Origin of the sequence: Labilibaculum sp. K2S, from assembly GCF_030372765.1 — a bacterium.
Classification (GTDB): domain Bacteria; phylum Bacteroidota; class Bacteroidia; order Bacteroidales; family Marinifilaceae; genus Labilibaculum.
On the sequence record NZ_JAUCMW010000003.1, the window covers coordinates 318,912 to 343,910 of the forward strand.

General features: G+C 36.2%; 12 protein-coding genes. 7 read left to right on the forward strand and 5 right to left on the reverse strand.

Annotated elements, in window-relative coordinates:
• Positions 1–20 precede the first annotated feature (20 nt).
• The 4 genes from QUH73_RS07005 to QUH73_RS07020 all read right to left on the reverse strand — a co-directional run bounded on the left by QUH73_RS07005 (position 21) and on the right by QUH73_RS07020 (position 10,879).
• The gene (locus QUH73_RS07005; RefSeq protein ID WP_289529724.1) at positions 21–1,634 is read right to left on the reverse strand and encodes an arabinan endo-1,5-alpha-L-arabinosidase; all 1,614 of its coding nucleotides are present in this window, start codon (positions 1,632–1,634) and stop codon (positions 21–23) included.
• A gap of 123 nt (positions 1,635–1,757) precedes the next feature.
• A complete protein-coding gene (locus QUH73_RS07010) occupies positions 1,758–3,335 on the reverse strand; it encodes a RagB/SusD family nutrient uptake outer membrane protein (RefSeq protein WP_289529725.1) in 1,578 nt (525 codons plus the stop codon).
• A gap of 21 nt (positions 3,336–3,356) precedes the next feature.
• Positions 3,357–6,371, reverse strand: a complete 3,015-nt coding sequence (locus QUH73_RS07015; protein WP_289529726.1) for a SusC/RagA family TonB-linked outer membrane protein — start codon at positions 6,369–6,371, stop codon at positions 3,357–3,359.
• A gap of 137 nt (positions 6,372–6,508) precedes the next feature.
• A complete protein-coding gene (locus QUH73_RS07020) occupies positions 6,509–10,879 on the reverse strand; it encodes a two-component regulator propeller domain-containing protein (RefSeq protein WP_289529727.1) in 4,371 nt (1,456 codons plus the stop codon).
• A 293-nt stretch (positions 10,880–11,172) separates the two neighbouring features.
• Here QUH73_RS07020 and QUH73_RS07025 point away from each other — a divergent pair, with 293 nt between their 5' ends.
• From QUH73_RS07025 to QUH73_RS07050, 6 genes are all read left to right on the forward strand, one after another.
• Positions 11,173–11,853, forward strand: a complete 681-nt coding sequence (locus QUH73_RS07025) for an NUDIX hydrolase (RefSeq protein ID WP_289529728.1) — start codon at positions 11,173–11,175, stop codon at positions 11,851–11,853.
• 165 nt (positions 11,854–12,018) lie between these two features.
• The gene (araA, locus tag QUH73_RS07030; protein ID WP_289529729.1) at positions 12,019–13,503 is read left to right on the forward strand and encodes an L-arabinose isomerase; all 1,485 of its coding nucleotides are present in this window, start codon (positions 12,019–12,021) and stop codon (positions 13,501–13,503) included.
• An 82-nt stretch (positions 13,504–13,585) separates the two neighbouring features.
• Positions 13,586–15,442, forward strand: a complete 1,857-nt coding sequence (locus QUH73_RS07035) for a sodium:solute symporter family transporter (protein ID WP_289529730.1) — start codon at positions 13,586–13,588, stop codon at positions 15,440–15,442.
• Between the two features lie 92 nt (positions 15,443–15,534).
• On the forward strand, positions 15,535–16,221 hold the full coding sequence (locus QUH73_RS07040) for an L-ribulose-5-phosphate 4-epimerase (protein WP_289529731.1): 687 nt from the start codon (positions 15,535–15,537) through the stop codon (positions 16,219–16,221).
• 38 nt (positions 16,222–16,259) lie between these two features.
• Complete coding sequence (locus QUH73_RS07045; RefSeq protein WP_289529732.1) at positions 16,260–17,972, forward strand: ribulokinase; 1,713 nt, start codon at positions 16,260–16,262, stop codon at positions 17,970–17,972.
• A 180-nt stretch (positions 17,973–18,152) separates the two neighbouring features.
• The gene (locus tag QUH73_RS07050; protein WP_289529733.1) at positions 18,153–19,274 is read left to right on the forward strand and encodes an aldose epimerase family protein; all 1,122 of its coding nucleotides are present in this window, start codon (positions 18,153–18,155) and stop codon (positions 19,272–19,274) included.
• Between the two features lie 79 nt (positions 19,275–19,353).
• On the opposite strand, the gene QUH73_RS07055 is transcribed toward QUH73_RS07050, so the two are convergent.
• Positions 19,354–20,412 carry a M24 family metallopeptidase gene (locus QUH73_RS07055; RefSeq protein ID WP_289529734.1) on the reverse strand — a complete coding sequence of 353 codons (1,059 nt, stop codon included), beginning with the start codon at positions 20,410–20,412 and terminating at the stop codon, positions 19,354–19,356.
• 273 nt (positions 20,413–20,685) lie between these two features.
• Here QUH73_RS07055 and QUH73_RS07060 point away from each other — a divergent pair, with 273 nt between their 5' ends.
• Positions 20,686–24,723: a hybrid sensor histidine kinase/response regulator transcription factor gene (locus QUH73_RS07060; RefSeq protein ID WP_289529735.1), complete on the forward strand. Its 4,038-nt coding sequence runs from the start codon at positions 20,686–20,688 to the stop codon at positions 24,721–24,723.
• Positions 24,724–24,999: the final 276 nt, after the last annotated feature.

Sequence of the window (24,999 nt, forward strand, 5' to 3'; positions counted from 1 at the left end):
TAATACAGATTTTGTAACTATTATTTGGTTGTTTTTTTACCCCAAATTGGTTTTCCTCCGGATGTTAAACCCGAGTAGGTAAAGGTTGTTGTTCGGGGCGATGCTTCCCAGTCCCAACTTTTTTCCAGATTGAGCTGCTGCTCTCCAATGGTAAGAATCTTTTTATCCTGATCGTAAGACCATGTGCCACTTAATGCCCCGGATGCTGTCATGTTGGACGAAAGAATCAGCTGAGATGATTTTTGTTGAACCTTATATTCGTAATTCATTGATATGTTTTCCCACGTACCTGTTAAATCGCTTTCGCTGATGCTTGGTTGTGGCACACCTGCATAACGTTCAGGCATAACAACCGGCCAGCCGTCTTCTGTCCATGCAATTTTCCGAATATTCCCCATCATAATGGCATTGCTGTAGGCATTTCCATTGGTATTGGCAGGCAAACGGGCTTGCGAACTGTAGAACCATTCGTTTGTTTCTTCGTTTTTGAAAACAGCACAGTGCGAAATTCCTACCCAGCCTGAATGATTGTTGAACTTGTACGGATGTGTTAACATGGGCCAGCATTCGCCACCCCCGGTAATGTTGGTTCCATCAATACCAAGATAAGGGCCTGTGATACTTGTTGATCGGCATACTCTGGTATTGTAGGCAACTGACAGTTCATCGTAAGCCAGGAAGAGATAATAGAATCCTGTTTTTTCATTGTAAATGATTTCAGGACCTTCCTGTGCCTGCCAACGATTAAGCTCGCTGTTTTGACGGCGTGCAATAAGAGTTCCGTAGTCTTCAATTGATGATAGTTTATCGGGTTTTCCTGTTGAAGGATTCACCTGTAATGCGACAATGCCTGAATGCCACGAACCGTAAATCAGCCAGTGATTTCCCTCTGGGGTAATTATAAAAGTTGGATCTATCGCATTCCATTTAAAATAGGCGTTCCAGTCGCTTGTACTCGAACGCGACCAGTTGGTCTCTCTGTCCGAAACAGAACTAACTACCATTCCTTTATCCACCCAGGTGTTACTGCTTAAGTCATCCGATTCCATGAGACCGATAAAAGCACGTTCTGTCCAGGAACCATCAAAGTTTGCAGGAGTATTGGCTTTTCCTGATTCGATGTAATTGTCAATTACAATGCTGTAATACATTCGGTATTTATCTCCAACTTTCCGGACAACCGGAGCCCAGTGTCCATAAATAGGAGAGTCTATAATATCAAGCCCTGCCCGAACCCGCATGCTGTTGAGTGTGTCTTTTACCCATGAAGGAGTTTCGGTCATTGCCATTCCACGAAATTCCCAGTCAACCAAATCCTTTGATCTGCGAGAAAGAAAATGTCCGTGACCTTCGTGTGCATTTCCATAGGAAGCATCTGTTCCGTATATATAATAATACTCACCATCATATACTACAGAAGGGTCGTGAACATTGGCTAAATTCCAGGAAGTCCGATTGTCCCAACTTGATAGGGCTGAATAATCATCAGCATATTCAGGACCGGAATAATCATCCACCGGAGGATTTTCTACTATCGGATCCGGTTCTTCGGGATCAATAATATTATCGTTGCTGGAACAGCTTGCAGCCATTAGAAAAATCACGAATGCTACTGAAGAAATAAATCTCATCATGTATTTTATTATTAAAATAGAGTGATGTTGGTTTTTATCTCGTTGGATTATTGAAATTACGAGGGGGTATTAAAGTAGGATGCCCACGTATGCGGACACCCTCAAAATTAGGTCTGAGTTGACTTAGTAGCCATCATTTTGTACCATTCCCTTGTTTGTATCCATTTCGGATTGAGGAATTGGGAAATATTCGCGGCCAGGAGTGTAGGTGTTGAATTCAGCATCTCTTGTTTTTAGCCAAGCTAATTTAGATGAATCTTCTAACCATCCCCATCGACGGATGTCATCAAAACGGTGTCCTTCCAAAGAAAGTTCTAAAAACCGTTCATGGGCAATTTGCTCTCTCATTGCGGTTTGCGTCATGTTTGGTTTAACGGTTGCTAAATCCGGCAGGTTTACACGATCTCTCACCATTTGTATGTACTGATAAGCATCATTGGTAGCTCCGGTCTCGTTTAAACATTCTGCATACATTAACAGCACATCTGCATAACGCATGATGCGTTCGTTGATTCCAGATCTCCAATCATATTCGTTTGCAAAATCGCCATCCGAATTTTCATACTTTCTGCAGTATAAATCATTTAGATTGGATTCGTTAGTTGCATAAAATGTTGCGAAATCCTGACCGTATAATGACATTCCAACACCGTCGTATGCATTTTTATTGTAGAATATTGTTGCGTCTAATCGCGGATCTACTTCTCCATCAACAGTTAATTCTTCTCTGTATTCATTAAACAATGCCCAGGTAGGTTGTAAATCTGCATATCCAAAGCCCGCAGCACCATATGTAATTGCTCTGCCTGAAGTTCTTCCCCAACCAGGTGCCGGCGTTCCTCCCCAGCTTAGATCTACACCGCCAGCTTCTCTGCTAAATTGTACTTCAAATACAGATTCTGAATTGTTTTCGTTTGTTACGGTGAAATTATCACGGTAATCAGCAACTAAAGAGTACACTTTCAGATCGATAACTTTCTTAAATGTCACTTTTGCAGATTCGAAGTCTTTTGTAAATAATTGTGCTTTTCCGATATAGGCCAAAGCTGCACCTTTTGTTGCTCTTCCTATTTGTCCTGCGTCCAGCCCGGATACATCATCGTAGGAAACAGGCAATAAATCGGCAGCCATTTCTAAATCAGAAATTACCTGAGCCCAGCCTTCTTCATTTGTTTTTTGTTCGTGGTATAATTCACTGTTGGATAATGGCAAAGGAACATTTTTAAACATGTTAACCATGTGGAAAAGATACAAGCCTCTTAGAAAATAAGCCTGTCCCAGAACACGGTCTTTCAAATTGCTATCTTCCATTTCTATGGACGGCACATTATCCAATACCTGATTTGCCCGGTAAATTCCCTGATAGAAATCACGATACGCCCAACTGTAAATGTCTGGATTTGCAATACTCGAGTTGAATTTGCCGATAACGGACATTGCGGTCCAAGGGCTGTTACTTCTGGTTGCATCATCCTTTAAATCGAGCATCATAGGCGTGCTTCTCATGTAACTGCCATCTATTAGCATACTGCCATACACCGAATTAATTCCTTTAAGTGCATCGTTATCTGTCTTCCAAAATGCTTCTTCCGTATCAACATTTGGATCTATCTGCACTAAATCGTCCTCACTAACACAGCTTGAAACCAAACTGGTCAGCGCAAACAAAATAGCTATACTGTAAATATTTTTATATCTCATTTTATTTCTGTTTTAAGCATTTTAAAAGTCAATCTCTACACCTAAAATAAAAGTTCTTGGATTTGGAAAAGACCCATAGTCGAAACCTCTGGAGAATAATCCATCACTCATAAAGTCAGGGTCATAGCCTTTGTATTTACTAATGGTCAACAAATTTTGTCCTGAAACATAAACTTTTGCATGTTCCACTATATTATTTGCTTTTAAAGGAATATTATAGGCCAACTGGGCATTTTGTAGTTTGATATAGTTTCCGTTCTGGATAAATCGATCAGATGCTCTTGCATTTTGATTGGTTTCCAATTGATCAGGACGTGGTATGTTTGTATTTGTATTGGTTGGAGTCCAGTAATTCAACATGTCTGTATGGTGATTTACAAGTCCGCCAATCATCAAACTATTGTAAGTTCCGTTGTAGATTTTATTACCTGCACTACCTTGCCAGAACATTGAGAATTCCCAGTTTTTGTAAGATCCGTTTAAGTTTAAACCATAGCTTACTTTAGGAATTGAAACGCCTTGGTAAGTTCTGTCTTCATCGGTAATTAAACCATCTTTATTTACATCTTTAAACTTAACGTCACCTGCAACAGCACCAGGCTGAGTGGCATGAGAATCAACATCTGCCTGACTCTGAAAAAGACCTTCTGTTTCGTACACATAAAGTTCACCAATAGACCGTCCTACTTCGGTTCTTGAGTTCGTCCCATTAATTGGAGTATCATCTGTTCCTATTTTTAATACTCTGTTTTTTAGTGTTCCAACATTTGCCGAAATATTGTACTTAAACTCTTTTGAGGAGTTGCTGTAACTCAATAAGAATTCAAAGCCTGTGTTTTTTACTGCAGCTGCATTTGTCATAACCGATGATGACCAATCGCTGCTAATTGTTCCGGTAGAAAGAGGTAGTGGAACTCTGGCTAACAGGTCTGTTGATTTTTTCTCGTAATATTCAGCAGTAAACTGTAGTTTGTTATCAAACATTCCTAATTCTATTGCTGCGTTTACAGTTTCTGTATCTTCCCATTTAAGATTAGGATCCGTTGCATCAACAACAATTGTACCTGGAGCTAATGTGTTTCCGAAAAGATAGCTTGCAAAACTATTGGTTGTAGGAGTGTAGGCATATACTCCTGCAGTATTGTTTCCCAAAGTACCATAACCTCCTCTTAACTTCGCAGTATTCATCCACTGTGGAAGAGTGATAAAACTTTCGTTGTGCAATTTCCAGGCTCCGGAAACAGAGAAGTAATCTCCTGTATTATTTTGCTTGGCAAAAAGAGATGTTTTGTCTTGTCTGTAATTTGCTGTTAAAAAGTATTTGTTATCAAAATTGTAGTTAATTCTGCTTAAATAGGATATGCCGGTTATTGTACTTTCGTATTCACCGGTAGAGGTGTCGTCAGCATATTCCAAATGACTGATTTCATTGTCATCAAATCCAACTCCTCTTGACCAGTGATTGTAATAATTTGTTTTCTCCTGAACCCATCCCACAAGTGCATCCAACTTATGTTTGTTTATTTCAATATTGTACGTAAGCAGGTTATCCAGCGAAGTAAAGGTTTTGCGGCTGTCGTTAATGTCAAGCGAAGATTCTGAATTTGTAGTAATATAATACCATCCTAAATCACTTGGAGGAACAAAATATCTTGTGTGAGTATCCAGTTGATCAGCACTGGCGCTAATTTTATATTTTAAGCCTTTTACAATTTCAAGCTCACCCCAGATATTACCAATAAATCTGTTTCTTTCAGCCTGATTATCAATCAGGTTGTTGAATCCAATCACATTTAAAGTGATTGCCTTTTGGGTCAGATTATCAGTACCTCCGTAACCACCTAGTCTGTTTTCGTCATAAACAGGCATTGTTGGGATCGATTGAAGCAGGTTTATTACCGATGAGGTGCCTACATTGTATTCGTTAAAGCTTTCTTTATCTGATTTTGTATAACCCAGTTTAGCACCATATTTAAATTTGCCTTTTTTCCCATTCAAATTTAAGCTGGTTGAGATTCGTTCATAATCCTGAGGAGTATCTACATAACTTGAGTTTTTGTAATAATCTGTGTTGAAATTGTAACCGAAATTTTCAGAACCTCCGTTGAATGATACCGTATGATTTTGGATGGTACCTGTTTTGAAAGCTGCATCCTGCCAGTCGGTATTCACGTTGTCAATATAATACTCGCTGGTAGGATCGTTACCTGGAAGTATCGCTTGTCCTGAATTCAAATAAGCAGCATTGGTAATTTTTTGATATCCTTCTCTGTCGGTAAGTGAAATTTTCTTGGCAACATTCTGTATACCGAAAAGAGATTTGAATTTCACTTTTAAATCTCCATTTTGAACTCCTTTTTTTGTGGTGATGATTACAACACCATTTGCACCTCTCACACCATAAATGGCAGCGGAAGAAGCATCTTTTAGTACTTGCATTGATTCGATATCGCCGGGAGCGAAATCATTAGGATTATCAACAATCATTCCATCAATTACAAATAATGGGTTGTTATTATTAAAAGAAGTAATGCCTCGGATTTTAATATTCACCGATCCTCCAGGTTCACCGGAAGATTGAACAGTAACTCCCGGAGCTTGACCTTGCAGCATTTTTGCGACATCATAAGTCACTGTTTTTTTAGCATCATCGGTATCAATAACACTAACAGCACCTGTTAAATCCGATTTTTTTTGTGTGCCATATCCAATAACCACAACTTCATCAAGCTTTGATACATCTTCTTTTAGTGTAACATTGATTGAAGTTTGATTATTTATTGGAATTTCCTGTGATAAATATCCTACAAAGGAATAAATCAAACTTGCATTTGGATCTTGAATCGTTAGGGAATAGTTTCCGTCAATATCCGTTATTGTTCCATTTGTTGTTCCTTTTTGAACAACATTAACTCCAGGGAGTGTGGTATTGCCGGTAGTTTCATAAACAACACCTTTAACGGTAATTTGAGCTTGACTTACTCCTGAAAGAATCAGGAAGCAGAACAAAAATCCGCCTAAAAATATTTTTTTCATAGAATAGAAATTAAATGTTACTTATCGTTTATAACGTTTGCAATGTAAGTCGATAGCTCTGTAACGAGGTGGACAATTACACAATTAGAGTGGATGATTTCGGAAAATGAAGAAATAAGCTTATTGAAATAAGTGGTTTAGTTATTGTTGTTCAGTGAGTTGGCTGTAAAGTCTGAGGGGCTCATTCCATAATGTTTTCGGAATACTCTGCTAAAATATTTGGGGTCATTGAATCCAACGGCAAATGCAATATCAGAAATTGGGAGTTTGTTTTCCTGTATCAACTCCATCGCTTTTTTTAATTTGAATGTGTTTATAAAATTTGTAATGTTTAAGTCTGTTATTACTTTCAATTTTTTGTATAACAAACTGCTGCTTACAAACATTTCACTGGCAAATTGATTGATTGTGAAGTCGGGATTGGTGTAGTTTTTTTCCAGTATTCGATATATTTTATTGATGAATTCTTCATCAACAGGGTTTGATGTAATGTTTTCCGCAGAAATGTTTTGTGACGAATTGAACATTCGTTTTAATTTCATTCTGCTTTCAATCAGATTTTTCATTCTAATCTGTAACAGTTGCAGATTGAAAGGTTTTGAGATGTAATCGTCAGCACCGGTTTCAAGGCCTTCAACCCAGTTTTCAACCATGTTTTTTGCTGTTAACAGAATAATCGGAATATGGCTTGTCTGAATTTCCTTTTTCATACATTTACACAGCTCAATGCCACTAAGTACCGGCATCATTACATCAGAGATAACTAAATCAGGAGAATGTTTTTTAGCCATTGTAAAGCCAATATTACCGTTCTCCGCCCCCAGTATTCTATAGTCTTCTTTTAAGGTTTGCATTAGAAAGGTACGCAAATCAAAATTGTCTTCAACAATCAGTACCAATGGTTTTGATTTATCCTGTTTTCCGGTGTTTTCAAATCCTAAATTTGATTCTGGATTAACCATGTTATGAACTAATGTATCAACACGGGTTTTTAATTTCACCTCAGCCTGAGCGTTCTTTCGGTCCAGATCTTTTTCGTTATAACGATCGGTTGTATATGGCAAATAGACTTGAAAACAACTTCCTTTTTTGATTTCACTTTGAACTTGAATTTTACCGTGTAATATTTTAATAATTTCAGAGGTTAAAGCCAAGCCAATTCCAGAGTTGTTCTTGTCTAATTCTCTTTCAGATTCAACGTGGTAAAACCGTTCAAAAATAAATGGCAGATGTTCCTTTGCAATGCCTTTTCCGTTATCGGTAACTTCAATGTAAGCATAAGGTGCAGGGAAAATATTATCAGTATCTTTCTCTACAAACTTAACTTTCATTGTAATTTCACCATTTTCAGGTGTGTATTTAAAAGCATTGGATAGCAAATTGTAAAAAATATTTTCTAGTTTTTCTGCATCAAACCATGTTTCTGAATTTGTTTGCTGCGCTTCAAAATGGTACTTCATTTGCATGTGTTGAGCCAAATTTTTAAATGATTCAAAAATATCATGTAAAAACTCATTTAAATTGCCTTTACTCACAACCAGATCCATTTTTTCGTTTTCGATTTGTCGGAAATAAATAAGACGGTTGATGAGATGAAGCAGTCGTTTGGCATTTCGGTCAATAATTTTTAAAGTGCTGATCGTGTTTTGATCACCACTTAATTTTTTCATTAATTGTTCCAGAGGATCAATAATTAGGGTAAGGGGAGTTCTAAATTCGTGAGAGATATTCGTGAAAAACCGTAATCGAAGTTGATTAATTTGCTTCACTTCCTTGTTTAATTCAATCATTTTGTCGCGCTGTTGGGCAATTTTTTTATTTTGAATTTCCAGTTCAAGTTTCTGCCCGCTAATTAACAGTTGCCTGTCAGCTAATTCCTGATTTGTTTGCTGCAAATGCTCAGCCTGATGTCTTAGTTTGTCTTTTTGTTCTTCGATTTTTTCAGTTCGTTCCAGTACCTGATTTTCTAACTTCCTTTTTTGCTCTTTTAAAAAACGTATTCTGTATTGAATGTAGCTGATTATTATTAAAACGATTGCAATCAGGAGTGTAAATTGAAACCACATTGTTTGCCAAAAAGGTGGATGAACTTTTATTTTTAATTCTGCAATCTTGTCTGACCACACACCATCGCTGTTAGAGGCTTTAACCATGAATTTATATTCTCCTCCCGAAAGATTTGTGTAATTGGCAAATCTTCTGCTCGACGGAACATTAACCCAATCCTTATCAACACCTTCCATTTGGTATGAATATTTTATTTTTTCAGGTAGAAAATAATCAAGAGCCGAGAATTCTATTGAGAAAACAGCGTCCTTGTAGGAGAGCTCAATTGAGTTTGTTTCAGATATGGATTTATTTAAAATTACATTGGAATGATATTTTTGTCCAATTTCAACAGGCCTGTTGAATACTGAAAATTCAGTAAAAACCGGTTTTGATGCCTCTTGGTAGGATTCAACATTTTCCGGCATAAAATAGTTCAATCCAGCTATCCCCCCAAAATAAAGTCTGCCATTTTCATCAACGTCTGATGCTGACCAATAAAATTGGTTACTTAGAAGTCCATCTTTTACAAAGTAATTTTGAAAAGATTCAGTTTTCGGATTAAATTTCGAAAGACCATTGTCCGTGCTGATCCATAAATTGCCTTGTTTGTCCTCTTCTATGGCATAGGCTACATTGTTGCACAGACCATTTTGGTCATTATAAGTTATAAATTGAAACTTACCGTTATTATCAATAGTGAATTTACAGATTCCACTTCCGTAGGTACCAATCCATATGGTACTGTCTTTCGATTCAAACAAGGAAATGATGTAATTTCCAGGAAGAGAGAATGCGTTATCCTGCTGATTGAAAAAGGCATCATATTTAATGCTTGTTTTTTGATCAAGTTGATTTAATTCATCTTTTGGAATGCGGAACAATCCATTACGGGTACCAATCCAAACCTGATTTTTCTGATCGTTTAAAATACATCCAACTTCGAGATGGGCAGACAGTTTCATTTTCTCATCGAGATGGGTAAAGGTGTTCAGCTTGATATTAAATAAATCGAGTCCTTTTAATGTTCCTATCAGCAATTGGTCTTTATCCAATTCTGTGATTGAGGAAACGAAATTCGAACAAAGACTGTTCGAAACTTCAAAGTTATTACGATAGGTATCAATGTTTTTGGTGATTACTGATTTTAGTCTTTTTAAACCGTCTCCCCATGTACCTAACCAAAGTTGTTTACTGCTGCTTCGATATATTGAAGTTATAAAGTTCGCGCCAATTTGTTCTTGAGGTGAATTGCTAAGATTAAAATGGTCAACATTTTCTCCATTATTAACGATTCTGTTTAAACCACCACCAGCGGTTCCTATCCAAAGAATGTTTTTTTCACTTAAAATAGAGTTGATTGTATTGTGACTTATGCTCTTAGGGTTTAATGGAGTGTGAGTGATAGAATAAAAAGGTTTTTGATAAATGTTGTAAAAATTAACACCTCCTTTATCGGTACCTATCCATACATTTCCCTGTTTATCAGTTAGTAATGAGTTTATGAAGGGGTTGTTTAATTTTTGATCTTCTTTGAAATCATCACCCAAATGATAAAAAGAGTGCGAACTTGGATCAAAAAAATTTAGTCCGGCCAAAGTACCAATGATAATTGTGCCTGAATTGTCTTCAACAATTTCTGTAATTGCTATGTGGTTTAAACCAGATGAATTCTTTGGCTGATGTGTGTAAAAATAGATTTGTTTATTGTATGGTTCATATTGATATAAGCCATTAGAGGTTCCGATCCAAATATTTTCTTTGGTGTCAATAAAAATGCAATTTACAGCAAGGTTTGCTGCAGATTTAATTAGTTTGTTTAAAGTGGTATCATTTTGAAAATTAGTATTGTCGACAATGACCAAACCATTCTCTGTTCCAATTAATATATTTTTTTCATGAATTAAGATGTGATTGATGTGTTGGCTTGGCAAAACAATTTCAGTAATCTTCTTTGCTGAATATGAGTTTGTTTTCTCTTCCTCAATAAGCCAAACTCCGTCATCTTCTGTCGCTACCCAGATCTTATTTTGTTTATCAATGGATATATGAGGTATGGAGTGTCCTTTTAGATTCGACTTGATATTCTCAGGCAGTGAAAAGCGATTCTCATTAAAAAGGAATCTGGTTAACCCATTCTTTGTTCCAATCCAGATATTTCCTTTGCTGTCTTCACTCATCGATTGAATAAAGTTGTCAGGCACACCGTTAAGATCTTTAGTTTTGTTATACGTTGTAAAAGAGTAACCATCGTAACGACACAGTCCGTTCCACGTGCCAAACCACATAAATCCCCGGCTGTCTTGTAAGATACAATCTACTGTGTTTTGCGCTAATCCGTTGTTGTTATTTAAGTAATGGAAACGAATATGCGAAATTGGCGATTTTTGAGTTTCTCCAATAAGAGTATTGCTGCAAAAACAAAGAAGGATAAAGAAACTGGAAAAAATACATCGCCGCATGATATACTGTATTTTTATAATTTTAAATTAAGAGTGTATCGAACTATCAAAATGTGGTATTTGTACAAGTATACTTACATTCTTTGAATGCGCAAAACCAAGAATTCGTAATTTGTACTATTTATTATTCATTCCGAAAGGAATAAGTTAACCTTAAAATAAATTAATGCTTATCATTGCTTAAGAGTTTAATATTAATTTTTTTTGTAAATTTCGTCGGAAAATTAATTTTTTTTACAGGAAAATAATAAAAGTCAAAAATACTTTATATATTTGAGGAGAAAATTGATATTATGAATCCACAATATAAACACCCTAAATATCATGTTGCTGTCGATTGTGTAATCTTTGGATACCATGAAGGGGAGCTTAGATTATTACTTTATCCCAGAGGTTTTGAACCGGCGATGGGAAGTTGGTCCTTACTAGGGGGATTTGTTCAGGAAGATGAATCTGCTGATATGGCGGCTCGTAGGGTATTAAAGAAAACGACAGGCTTGAGTGATATTTATTTGGAGCAGGTGCAGTCATTTTCTGAGCCAACCAGAGAAGAGGGGACACGGGTAATTTCTTTAGCATACTATGCATTAATTCGAATTGACAAGTACGATACAGATTTGGTTCGCGAAAATGGAGCGCATTGGTGGCCAATAAGTAAGCTTCCTACTATGATTTTTGATCATGAAAATATGGTTCACGAAGCATTGGACAGACTTCAGAAAAAAGCAAGTTTTGATTTAATAGGAGAAGAACTGCTTTCAGAGATGTTTACACTCTTGCAGTTACGAAATTTATACCAGGCAATTTTTCAGAGGGAGTTTGATCCTGGGAATTTTAGAAAAAAGGTTTTATCCTTAGGACGACTGGAAAAATTGAATGTTAAAAATACTACGGAATCCAAGAAAGGGGCATTTTATTATCGGGCGATTAAAGGAGATGTTGAAAAAACATTTGATAGAGTCGTTAAATTTTAAGGCTTGAAAAGATAAATTTAAAAAGCAAAAATTGCTTTTTTTACTCAATATAAAAGTAGAAAGTACTGATAAAACAATTGTTCGAAATGATTGGTAAATCTTATTGTTATTAATGTGATGATTAATTGTATTTAATAAAAAAGTATAAAATACTATAAGAATAAAATGAAAGAGCTAAAAGAAAAAGAAATTTGGTTTGTAACCGGAAGTCAACACTTGTATGGTCCTAAGACATTAAAACAAGTAAAAACAAATTCAGAAGAAATTGCTGAAGGGCTTAATGCATCAGATGCAATTCCTGTAAAAATTGTTTTTAAATCGGTATTAACAACTCCTGACGAGATTTATAATTGTTGTCTTGAGGCAAATACAGACAACAACTGTATTGGATTGATTACATGGATGCATACTTTTTCGCCATCTAAAATGTGGATACAAGGTTTAAGTATATTGAGCAAGCCATTTGCACATTTACATACTCAGTACAACAGAGATATTCCTTGGGGTGAGATTGATATGGATTTTATGAATTTAAATCAATCGGCACATGGTGGTCGTGAGTTTGGATTTATATGCACACGATTGCGATTAAATCGCAAGGTAATTGTAGGTCATTGGAAAGATGAAAAAGTTCGCAAAACCTTAGGAAGCTGGACAAGATCTGCTGTTGGATATAATGAATCCAAAAATTTAAAAATTTGTCGTTTTGGCGATAATATGCGTCATGTTGCCGTAACAGAAGGCGATAAGGTTGAAGCTCAGAAAATATTGGGTTGGCAAGTAAATTATCACGGGGTTGGTGATCTTGTTGTTAGTATGGATTCGATAACAGAGCAAGAAATTGATTCTTTAATGGATGTTTATGCTGCCGAATACAAATTAGCAGATAAAACAAATTCAAACATTCGTTATCAGGCTAAGATAGAATTGGGACTGAAAAAATTCCTGGATGAAAATGGATATAAGGCCTTTACTACCAATTTTGAAGACTTGCATGGTTTAAAACAACTTCCGGGATTGGCTTCTCAACGATTAATGGAACAAGGTTACGGTTTTGGAGCTGAAGGTGACTGGAAACAATCTGCTTTGGTAAGAATCATGAAAGTAATGTCGGCAGGGATGAAAGGTGGATGTTCTTTTATGGAAGATTATACTTACCATCTTGATCCTGCTTGTCCTTCGGTATTAAGTGCACACATGCTTGAGATTTGTCCTTCAATTGCTAAAGAAACTCCAAGTATCGAAGTTCATCCACTTGGCATAGGTGGAAAGGATGCTCCTGCCCGTTTTGTATTCGATGTGCCTGAAGGGGAAGGAATAAATGCAACTCTTGTTGATATGGGAGGACGTATGCGAATGATTGTTAATCCTGTGACAGTTATTACACCTAAAGCATTGCCAAAACTTCCTGTTGCCCGTGCCCTATGGGTTCCACAACCAAATTTGGAAATTGGTGCTGCTGCATGGATTCTTGCTGGTGGTGCTCATCACACTAGTTTTAGTATGGCTTTAAACAAAGAATGTCTTGAAGACTTTGCCGAAATGGTTGGCGTTGAATTCGTAGCAATTGAAAATTCAACTACAATTTCAGATTTTAAGAAAGAGCTAAAATGGAATGATTTATATTACCATTTGGCGAAGGGGTTGTAGCGTATATTAAATATCATCTAAACAATACTAATTCAAAATACTCTCGGCCGTTTTGCTGAGAGTATTTATAAAACTAATCACTATGAATGCAGGTTTTACGGCCATAGATTATGCTGTTTTTATTGCTTATGCAATATTAATTGTAGGTCTCGGTTTATGGATTTCCCGAGGAAAAAAAGGTGTAGAGGAAAGTTCAAAAGATTATTTTTTAGCTGGAGGAACACTTTCCTGGTGGGCTATTGGAGCATCTTTAATTGCAGCAAATATTTCTGCTGAACAATTTATTGGTATGTCTGGTTCTGGCTTTGTTGTTGGTTTGGGAATTGCAGCTTATGAGTGGATTGCTGCGATTACTCTTATTTTAGTTGCAAAGTTTCTATTGCCACAAATGATTGATAAGAAAATTTACACAATGCCTCAGTTTGCCAAGGAAAGATATGGGAGTGGAGTCAGTTTCTTTTTCTCATTTTTCTGGTTATTGGTTTATGTCTTTGTAAATCTTACTTCTGTTGCTTGGTTAGGAGCCATTGCAATGGATCAAATTCTTGGATTCCCAATGGAATATGGAGTGCCGGCTTTACTTCTTTTTGCGGGTGTATATTCTGTTTATGGTGGTCTTAAAGCTGTGGCATGGACTGATGTTGTTCAGGTTGTTTTCCTAGTTGGAGGAGGATTAATAACTGCATGGTTTGCTTTGGATGCAGTAGCAGGTGATGGTTCTGCAATCGATGGTTTTTTGCTGGTTCTTAGTAAAGTTAGAGAAGTTCCTGGAGACGTTCATTTCAATATGATTATTGATGAAAATATAGATGCGACAGTCTTCAAAGATTTACCTGGTCTTGCTGTTATTTTTGGAGCTATGTGGCTTACCAATATTGGGTACTGGGGGTTTAATCAGTACATTATTCAAAAAGGATTGGCGGCTAAAAATTTGAAAGAAGCCAAAAGAGGACTTCTTTTTGCAGGATATTTAAAAATTCTAATTCCGATTATTGTTATCGTACCAGGTATTACTGCTTACGTAATGTTTAATCATCCTGATTTAAGAGGTGCTATTGATGGATTGTCAGGTACTATTGACAGACCAGATCAGGCGTATCCTTGGCTGCTTCGTAATTTTGCTCCTGAAGGGATTAGAGGTTTAGGGTTTGCAGCACTTGCAGCTGCAGTTGTATCGTCTTTAGCTTCGATGCTGAACTCAACAGCAACAATCTTCACTCTTGATATTTATAAAGAGCATATTAATAAAAATGCAACCGAAAAGAAATTGGTACTGGTGGGGCGTCTTACTGCTGTTGTTGCCTTAATAATCGCAATCATTGCAGCAAAACCATTGTTGGGAGGATTGGATCAGGCATTCCAGTACATTCAGGAATACACCGGATTTATTTATCCTGGGGTAGTTGTTGTATTTGGAATGGGAATTCTTTGGAAACGTGCAACCAACAGAGCAGCTCTTTGGACTACTATTGCCACTTTGCCAATGGGTATTTTTATGAAAATGTTATTGCCTGAATTGCCATTTATTATTCGTATGGGATATGTCTGTATGGCTTTAATTTCTTTGGCAGTAATTCTGGTTCTTACTGATAGTCATAAAATAGAAGCTGAAAAAATTTCAGGAAAGAATCGTGAGACGTTACTCTTGGGTGGTAAACTATTTGCCGGATTAACAATTATTACTTTAGCAGCAGGTATTGTTTGGGGTACTGATTTGTTTGGTGTTAGTTTAGCTCATCTAGGTTTTCATTCAATTTTCATGATGACATTTATGATGGCCTTTTTAGCGGTAATCATGTTTACGAATGCAAATTCCAAGAAACAGGATGGCAAGGCGTACTCTTTCGATCCTGAGCTTTTCCAGACAGATAAAACATTCTTTATTAGTGCAATGGGTATTGTTGTGATTATTGTTGCATTATATGCTTATTTCTGGTAAAATAATATAAATAGGTGTGAATTAAATTGCCTGGTAGTTGAGTTAAATATGGTAAGGTTAAAAACTATCAGGCAATTTTTAAAATTCGAATAATGGACTTAAATAAGTTAAAAGAAGAGGTTTTTAAAGCCAATCTTGATTTGGTGCAATATGGATTGGTACTCTTTACATGGGGAAATGTAAGTGCTATTGACCGGGAAAATGGTTTGGTTGTAATAAAACCCAGTGGTGTTTCCTATTCCGAAATGAAGAGTGAAGATATGGTTGTGGTTGATTTGGACGGAAATGTTGTTGAAGGCAAATTACGTCCCTCATCAGATACGCCTACTCATCTTGAATTGTATAAAAGTTTTAAGGAGATTGGCGGAATTGTTCATACTCATTCAACTTATGCAACAGGATGGTCACAAGCAGGAATTGGAATTCCAATACTTGGAACGACACATGCTGATTATTTTAATGGACAAATTCCTTGTACACGGGATATGAATGAAGCCGAGGTAAAGGGAGCTTATGAAAAAGAAACAGGCACCGTAATAATTGAAGCATTTAAAGAATTGAATCCGATGCATGTTCCTGGTGTGATTGTTAAAAATCATGGTCCGTTTACTTGGGGGAAAAATGCAAATGATGCTGTTCACAATAGTGTTGTTTTAGAGGAGTTGGCCAAAATGGCTTTCATAGCAAAAACCATTCAGCCAAATGCCTCAATGAATTCTCTTCTGACAGATAAGCATTTTAGTCGCAAACATGGTAAAGATTCATATTACGGTCAGTAGGTAAAACTGCTTTGATTTAATGATTAAAAATACAGTTTATGAGTGCAAAGAAATATGTAATAGGTCTTGATTATGGTTCAGATTCAGGAAGGGCTGTTGTAGTAGATGTTGCTACCGGAGAAGAAATAGCATCGTCAGTTATGAATTATCCCCGATGGATGGAAGGTAAGTATTGTGATCCTGTAAAGAATCAATACCGTCAACATCCATTGGATTATATAGAAGTTATGGAGTATCTGATTAAAGATGCTCTGGCAAAATCGCCAAAAGGGGTTGCTGGAAGTCTGGTGGGGCTTTCATTTGATACAACAGGAAGTACTCCTGTGTTGACGGATGAGAATGGCACCCCTTTGGCTTTATTGCCTGAATATGCAGAAAATCCGAATGCAATGTTTGTATTGTGGAAGGATCACACTGCGGTTAAAGAAGCTGCCGAAATTAACGAATTGGTGAAAAAGTGGGATATTGATTATTCTCAATATGAAGGTGGAATTTATTCTTCGGAATGGGTGTGGGCAAAAATGCTGCACGTATTGCGTGAAGATGAATCCATACGGGATAAAGCAGTTTCCTGGATAGAACATTGCGATTGGATGTCGGCGGTATTAACAGGAAAACTGAAACCAACAGAAGTGTTGCGCAGCCGCTGTTCTGCGGGTCATAAAGCGATGTGGCATGAGTCATGGAATGGATTGCCTTCAGAGGAATTTTTGACCAGTCTCGATCCTTTGTTAAAAGGTTACCGCGATCAGTTATATGATGAAACTTATACGAGTGATATTTCTGTAGGGAAAATTTCTCCTGAATGGGCTGAACGTTTGGGTATAAGCACCGATGTAGCTGTTGGAGTTGGAGCATTTGATTGCCACATGGGGGCTGTTGGGGGTGAGGTAACTCCAAACGTTTTGGCACGAGCCATAGGAACTTCAACCTGCGATATCATGATCGCTTCTTACGATCAGATTGGTGATAAATTAATTCCTGGTATTTGCGGACAAGTAGATGGTTCGGTAATTCCAGGTTATGTTGGGTTGGAAGCAGGACAATCAGCTTTTGGCGATTTGTATGCATGGTTTAAAAATGTTGTTGCCTGGCCAATCGAAAACATTCTTTCAAAAACGACTTTGATTGATGAGGAAACCCGTGAGAAATTGATCGATGAAGCAATTTCTCAGATTATTCCGGAGTTGAGTAAAGAAGCTGAAAAAATTTCAATTGAAGAATCTACAATTGTAGCTGTTGATTGGATGAACGGACGACGTACTCCAGATGCAAATCAGGAAGTAAAAGGTTCCATCACAGGATTAACTTTAGGCTCTTCGGCACCTCGTATTTTTAGAGCATTGGTGGAGGCTACAGCCTTTGGATCGAAAGCAATCGTCGATCGTTTTGTTCGTGAAGGTGTTGAGATTAAAGGAATAATTGGTTTAGGTGGAGTAGCCAAGAAGTCGCCTTTTGTGATGCAGACTTTAGCCGATGTGTTGAATATGCCGATAAAAATTGCGCGTACCGAGCAAACATGTGCTTGCGGTGCTGCAATGTTTGCTGCTGTTGCTGCAGGAGTTTATAAAACAGTAGGAGAAGCTCAAAAAGCAATGGGGCAAGGTTTTGATATGGAATACATACCAAATCCGGATCGTGCTAAAAAGTATCTGGATATTTACGAAAAGTATGTAAAATTAGGAACTTTCACCGAGCAGGAATTGTTTGGAAAAGATAAAATAGTTGAAACAACAGGACAAATTAGTTAGATTAGTTAGCGGGAAACCGAGGGGGAAATCTTAAGTTCCATACCCTCGGTTTTTTTTGGTAACATTTCGGAGTGTATGCAAGCTTCATTAAAAAATCAGTATTGAATTTAAAATAGATTAATATTGGTCTTTTCAGGATTTATGCAATTAGAAGAAATTGATAACATTAAACTAAATATTATGAAACTATTAAATGTGTTATGTGTTGTAGCGGTTCCTCTTTTGATGAGTTGTCAGAAGCCGGAAAAAAAGGAATTGATTTCTCCGGCAGATTTTGCCAGTGATTACAATGGGAAAAAGGTTGAGCTTTTTACATTAACCAATAAGAACGATTTGGTTTGTCAGTTAACAAATTTTGGAGCAAGAGTTGTTAGTTTATGGGTGCCGGATAAAAATGGAAAGTTTGCTGATGTTGCTGTTGGATATGGAACAGGAAAGGATTTTATAGACAAGAAAGAATATTTTTTTGGGGGAACAATAGGTCGTTATGGAAACCGAATTGGTCAGGCTAAATTCACTCTGGATGGAATAGAATATCAGCTTGAAGCAAACAATGGAGAGAATCATTTGCATGGTGGATCAAATGGCTTTTACCGGCAAATTTGGGATGTGAATCAAATTGATAAGCAAACTTTGGAGTTTAGCCTGCATTCAGCAGATATGGACGGAGGATACCCTGGTAATGTTGATGTAAAAGTAAAATATCAGCTTACAGATGATAACGAATTAAAAATCGAATATTTTGGAACAACTGATAAGCTTACAGTTCTAAATCTTACCAATCATACTTATTTTAATCTTAAAGGAGCAGGTGAAGGAACAATTAACGATCATCAGTTAATGATCAATGCTGATTCTTACACTCCAGTGGATGCCGGTTTAATTCCAACTGGTGAAATTTTACCTGTAAAAGGGACGGCATTCGATTTTAACAATTTAACCGCTATTGGCGAACGGGTTGATAATGATGAAACGCAGCTAAGCTATGGTAAAGGTTACGACCACAATTGGGTGTTGAATAAATCAGACGAAAAGCTGACTTTAGCTGCAAAAGTTGTTGAGCCATCATCGGGAAGAATCCTTGAAGTTTATACCAATGAACCTGGAATTCAGTTTTATGGTGGTAATTTTTTAGATGGAGTTGTTGGTAAAGGAAATAAGAAATATGATTTTCGAACTGCATTTTGTTTGGAAACACAACATTTCCCAGACAGCCCAAATCAGGCAAACTTTCCTGATGTGACAGTTAAGCCGGGAGAAGAGTATTATTCAATTTGTATTTACAAATTTTCCAGCAAATAATTTTTTAGTTAGTGTAAGTGAAATAGGCTGAATCTGTAATGGATTCAGCCTGTTTTATTTCTATTGGGGGTAAAAGAGTTTACAATTCAATTAAATTTCGTTCGAATAAATTGAGAGGTTCGCATCCATCCTTTGTCACCAACAGAGAGTCTTCGATACGCAAACCACCCCATTCGGGGATATAGATTCCAGGTTCCATTGTGATAACCATGCCAGATTGAAATGTAAATGATGCATCGTCCTTAATAAAAGGATTTTCATGTATATCAAGGCCAACTCCATGGCCAATTCCCGGATAATAATATTCTAAATATTTAGAAGGTATTTGTTTTCGTACCATCTCAGCAATTTCTTTACCCTCAACGCCCTCCTTTATTGAATTGATGGCTAGTTTGCCGGCATTATTTATACAATCGTAAATTTCTCTTTGCTGATCGTTTGCTTGTCCAAGAACAAAACTTCGGCTTATATCTGCATGATAGCCATGGTATAACGCACCAAAGTCGAATAGGATTAAATCACCATTTCCGACACGTTTTTTACCTGGTTTTCCATGTAATAGTGAAGTTCTTTTTCCCGATAAAACCATCGTTTCAAAAGAGAGATTATGAGCGCCGCACTTTTTAAGGTTGTATTCAAGTTCAGCAACGATATCAATTTCCATAACTCCTTCTTTTATTGAAGAGAGTGTATTTTTAAGTGCCTCATCGGAAATTTGGCTGGCTTTTCTCAGATTTTCAATTTCATCTTTGGATTTTATAATCCGAATCTGTTCTACTAAATTTTGAGTAGGAACTTTATTTCCATTAATTTCAGAATATTCCTGAAATGTGATATAATTGCTTTCAAACCCAATTTTTTGAATGAGCAAGGATTTAATGAGAAAATCATAAGTCAAAGAATTGTATCTCTTGTCGTTAATCCATTCAAATACAATTATATCCTTATGGCATTCATTTTTAGCCTGCTCAATATATCTTGGGTCAGTTATCAGATAGCAAGATTGATTTGCTAAGAGCAAGCGTGATGAATCTCCAGAGAAACCCGATAAATAGGTAACATTTGATTCGGAGGTAACCAGTAAAGCATCAATATCTTGTTTTTCTAATAGCTGAAGTGTTTTTTGTATTCTTTCCATGTTTATATTTTCAAATGAGCTTGATGTAGATTCTATGTAAAGGAAACAAAAATTCAAATTCGCAACTACAACAAATGTGTATCAAACTTATATAAGTGTTTTATTTTCTGTTTGTAGAAAGAATACATCCATATTAGAAATAGGGAGTGAAAGATTCATGAAAATGACTCAGATTTTTAAAAGTGTTTTGTATATTTAAAATCTAACTTAAGGTCTTGTGTTCTTTTGTTAATGGGGGTAATCAGGGGTTTTATTAAAATAATATTTATTTGTATGAATAGAATGATTTTAATTGTTTTTACTTTCATTTGCTCAACTTTTGGGAATTTAGCTCAAGCGGATAATGATTTCTTAAAATTTGTTCACTATACAAATGTGGATGGATTGCCATCATCCTATGTGAAGAGTATAACTCAAGATCAGGATGGTTTTATCTGGGCAGCAACAAGAAGTTCTGTATGCCGGTTTGATGGGAAGAAATTTGCGGGGTTTCAATGTGTTGAGAATGGTAAGTGCTCAGATATACAAAGTGATAAAATCTTCATGTTGTGTGATACAATTTTAGTGTGTAGAACAATTAAAGGGAAGTACTATCAATTTGACTTTAACAATGAATATTTCAAACCCTATGAACCATTAAATGAAATAAAGGGACTAACTAATATTGTTCCAACTGAAGGAGGTGCATGGTTATGTGCTGAGCAACGCCTAAAATATTTTGACGGAGAAAATGGTCAATGTGTAAATCTGGAAGATGAAATTAAATTTGCTGTTTTACCTAAGAATACGAAAATTGTTGATGTTAGGGAAAAAAACAATAAAATTGTTGCTTTAACAGAGAATTCGATCATATATGTTATCGATCGGGATAAGAGATTTGTGAAGGGGATAGACTTGCCCCCAGAAGCCAAAGGAGAATCTTTTTTGGGTTTTTTTTTAGATAGCAACAATAAGATCTGGCTGGCAACCTCTAATACCGGTATTTGCCGAATTAATATAGAGGATGGGCAATACATTCATTTTTCAGAAGAACAAAAAGGCTCGCACCATATATTGCACAATATGGTGCATTGTTTGGCTGAAGATTCGATTGGAAGGGTTTGGATGGGGACTGAAAACGGACTGTGTGTATGGTCACCAGTAACAGAAAAATTCACCTGTCAACAGTTTGATCTAACCAATCCTGATGGAATCAATACCAATCCGATATACAATGCTTTTAAGGATAGTAGCGGGAACATTTGGTTTGGATCCTATTTTGGAGGGATAAATTTATGGTGTTCTAATTCAAGGTTTTTTAAGAAATGGAAGGCCGGAACAGGTAAAAGAGATTTATCGGGTAATGTAGTTAGTTGTCTGATTGAAGATCAGAAAGGAGATCTATGGATTGGCCTTGAAGATATGGGGCTAAATAAAATGAATATCTCAACTGGAGAGATAACGAAATTCCAAAGTTGCGCAGAGGGAAATGGCTTGAATTTTAATAATTTGCATTGTCTTATTTTTGAATCCCCCGAAAGATTATGGATTGGAACCTATACTTATGGTATTAATATTTTAAATACTAAAACAGGCCGGTTTGAATACATTACAACAAAAAATCATCCTTTGTTACCCTCCGATAATATTTATCATTTTTTGAAAAAGGGAAATCTGATCTATATCTCAACAAGCAATGGTGTTGCAGTTTATAATACAATAAGCAAGTCGATATCTCCTTTTTTTAAAGACATACTTGAAGGGGTACAAATCGAATATATGTGTGATGCCGGTGAATACATCTGGCTTTCATCATTTACGGGTGTGTATCGTTACAAGGTGCAGGATCAAACGTTGTCAAAGTTTGATAAAATTCCTTTTATGAAAGGAATAAATTTTGTAAAAATAGATTCGAAAAGACGGGTTTGGATTGGTGACTCTTATGAGGCACTTTGTTATTACGATGAAGCGAATGATAAAGTGGTTCAGTTCAATAAAGATAACGGGTTTCCTGTTTCGTGGATTTTCAGTCTTGAAGAAGGAGAAAATGATGATTTTTGGGCCAGTAGTGATAAAGGCTTGGTTAAATTTAATCCTGAAACAAAGAAATACACTTTATTTGATCTTGATTCAGGCATTCCTTTTGAACAATTTAATTACAGAGCTTCGTATAAGGATAGTCGCGGGAATATATATTTTGGTGGAAATAATGGAATGGTTTCATTTTATGAATCGGGAGAAGAAGTTAAATCTAAACCTTTGGATGTAGTGTTTACCGAAATGCAGCTATTCAATAAGGTTGTAGTTCCGGGTGTTAATTCACCTCTTAAAAAATCACTGAACAGGTCATCTGAAATCAACTTAAAATATAAAGAAAATGTTTTTACGATTGGTTATTCAGCTCTGAATTATGAAAATCAAGGTAAGTGTCAGTATGCTTACTATCTTGAAAATTTCGATAAATCCTGGAATTATGTGGGAAATAGAGGGTTTGCTACCTATACCAATCTTAGTCCGGGAAATTATACTCTTCATGTTAAGGCTTCTACCGATAAATCGGAATGGAGCGATCACCAACGGTCCATCAATATTCATGTTAAACCACCATTTTATCTGTCCATCTGGGGATATCTAATTTACTTTTTTATTGTTTGTCTCATATTTACAGGTATTTATCTTGTTGGTTCGCGAATTCAAAAATCTAAGGCTATTGCTAATTTAGAAAGACGCGAGAAAGAATATGCCGTAGAGTTGAATCAGGCAAAACTTGAATTTTTTACAAATATTTCACATGAATTCAGAACTCCTTTATCACTAATTATTGGTCCTCTTTCAAATATGATTGAAAATGAGAATATTAGTTTTTCGGTAAAACAGAAATTTATAGGAATTGAAAAAAATGTAAAAAGGTTATTGCGGCTTGTAAATGAACTGCTTGATTTTAGAAAGGTAGAGCGGGGAAAAGAAACATTACAGGTCAGCAAAAACAATATTAATACTCTTTTACAAGACTTGAAGGAATCATTTTCGACTACAGCTGAAATGAAAGGTGTTGATCTTATCCTTGAGACAGAAGGTTCTGATTCTGAAGTGTGGTTTGATTATTCTAAAATGGAAAAGGTGCTTGTTAATGTATTATCTAATGCTTTCAACTTTACAGACAGGGGTGATTCAATCAGACTGACCGGAAAGGTGCAAAATGAAGTTTGTTTAGATAAAGAATTGAAACAGACTCTTGTGTTGTCGGTGTTGGATACTGGACATGGGATAGAATCCGATAAGCTTGATAAAATTTTTGACAGGTATTTTCAAGCCGAAGATAAGGTCAAAGTTTATTCGGGATCGGGAATTGGATTGGCATTTGTAAAGGGATTGGTTACTCTTCATAAAGGAAGTATAGCTGTAGAAAGTAAACTTCAGGAGGGTACTAAATTTACAATTTCACTGCCGGTCTCTGAGTCGGATTACTCTGATGATGAATTGACGGACTGTTGCTGCAGAAGCAGTATTCTTAAGAATATTGAAATTGAAGGTGATCAGGTGAGTTACGCATTGGCAGACAAATCGGAACAAATAAAAAATTTGCCATCCATTCTGGTCATCGATGATAATCTGGAGCTGCTTGAATTTATTCGTGAAAGTCTTCAGGAAGATTACAGAGTAACAACGGCCTCAAGTGGTGAAGAGGGGCTGACCCGAATTGCTGAATGTACTCCGGAACTTATTATTAGTGATGTTATGATGCCTGGAATTGACGGTTTGGAGCTAACGAAAAGGATAAAAACCAATATTGAAACATCACATATTCCTGTCATTTTATTAACCGCAAAAGGAGGAACGAATAATGAATACATCGGCTTAAAAACGGGTGCTGATTTATTTATTGAGAAGCCTTTTTACCCACAGATATTAAGTCAGAATATTTGTAATATCCTAAATACCAGAAGAAATATTATTGAGCGATTTAAGAAAGATGCTTTTATTGCACCTGCTGACATAACACATTCTGAATCGGATCGTGAGTTTGTTCAGAGTCTCACATCTCTTATTATTGAAAATTTAGATCAATCTTCAATGGATGTTTCTTTTATCACAAAGGAAATGGGGATTAGCAGATCTCTGTTGCATATTAAACTGAAAAGAATAACGGATTGTTCGGCAACTGAATTTGTTCGGACTGTTCGGTTAAGAGAGGCTGTGAAATTAATTTCTGATGGAAAATGTAATATCTCTGAGGCGGCTTATCGAACAGGATTCTCCAATCCAGCCTATTTTAGTCGAAGATTTAAAGAATTTTTCGGAAAATCTCCGCGCGATTATTTTGAAATTTAGTTTTCATTTTCATTATTTTTTGACAAGATACTTCCTGTATCATTTAAATTCTGAGTTTATAGTATTGGTTTTTTGATTAATCAATCGTTCATTACCTGCATTACCAATTTGTTTTTTCTCAATTGATGCGTGAACTGCATAATTTCGATTTTTTCCGGAATCGATTTCAATGAATTTTCATCTTCTGTCTTTGTCAGACATTTATTTTCCATTTATAATATCTCGAAAATCCATAGTCTTATTAGTCAAGATGTTGATATTCAGTCATGTTTGTTG